The sequence below is a fragment of the Pseudomonas sp. HR1 genome, assembly GCF_030175875.1.
Classification (GTDB): domain Bacteria; phylum Pseudomonadota; class Gammaproteobacteria; order Pseudomonadales; family Pseudomonadaceae; genus Chryseomonas; species Chryseomonas oryzihabitans.
On the sequence record NZ_JASNRF010000036.1, the window covers coordinates 1 to 975 of the forward strand.

The 975-nt window shown below is 48.5% G+C and carries 1 protein-coding gene; it reads left to right on the forward strand.

The window, feature by feature from the left end; translation table 11 throughout:
- Window positions 1-293 precede the first annotated feature (293 nt).
- The gene (locus tag QKY98_RS23430) at window positions 294-641 is read left to right on the forward strand and encodes a hypothetical protein (protein WP_284671679.1); all 348 of its coding nucleotides are present in this window, start codon (window positions 294-296) and stop codon (window positions 639-641) included.
- Window positions 642-975: the final 334 nt, after the last annotated feature.

Consider the following 975-nt stretch of genomic DNA (forward strand, 5'->3'; position numbering starts at 1 on the left):
TCGGCGGCCCGATGGTACGCAAGCTGGTACGTACGGAATCAGCCATTTTGCGCCCCATATAGCTGGACGAGCTGCGCGGCATCAGCTAACAAAGGCTATAAACAAACCGGTTAACGCGGTATATTGGAAGCATCAAGGTATGCGCTCTTAGTACGCAAACATCCGAAGCCGGTTCAGATACTTCGATAGTAGTTATAACCGAACTGTTGAAGAGTAATTAAGGTCAGCAGGGCTAGTATGCTTGTGGTGCACAGTTGCGCTCCTTACCTATCGCATGGATCGTCGGAAACATCATGGATACTGTCACGCTCACAAGCATCCCCCTGATTCTCGGCTTCATCTCACTCGGCCTACTGCTGTATTTACGACAGCGCACTAAACAGCGCCGTGCCGTCGCGATAAACCAAGAGCAGCCAAACAAGGACGAAACAGTTACGGTGGAAGATCGGGCGTATGCTGAGAATTTCTACTGCTTTATGCTGACTAACGGAACTTGTCGCTCCGGCTTCACGATGGGGCCACCGAAACGGGCACCTGACGTACGAACACCGGGTGAAAGTTTTTCATCCGAATTTAGACTGAACGATGGCTTGCCTCAGCTTGAAGAACGAGTGCATCCAAGCGAGGATCTAAGGTCATAAACAGGTCGCCTTCATAGCCATCGGTAAACCTAAATATAGCCACAGCGGCCATGAAAATGTATCCCTACATGTATCTCCTAAATATAATTAACCCTCGAAATCTCTGAATATCAGTAGGTTACGCAGCTAGTTAAAGTAACTCCGGCCCACCAAACCAAACCAAAACTCCTGACTTTCCTATCAAAATTCAGGGGTTTTTCTTTGGGTTTCAAAAGTCTTGAGATTCCTGCTTGCCGACAGTTCCTGCACTCGATAATCGTGAACCTACACTATCGGCGTAGGAAATCTAGCTGATCTCAGCTCGTATCCTAAGCGTTGTCTGGCCTCGCTTGAG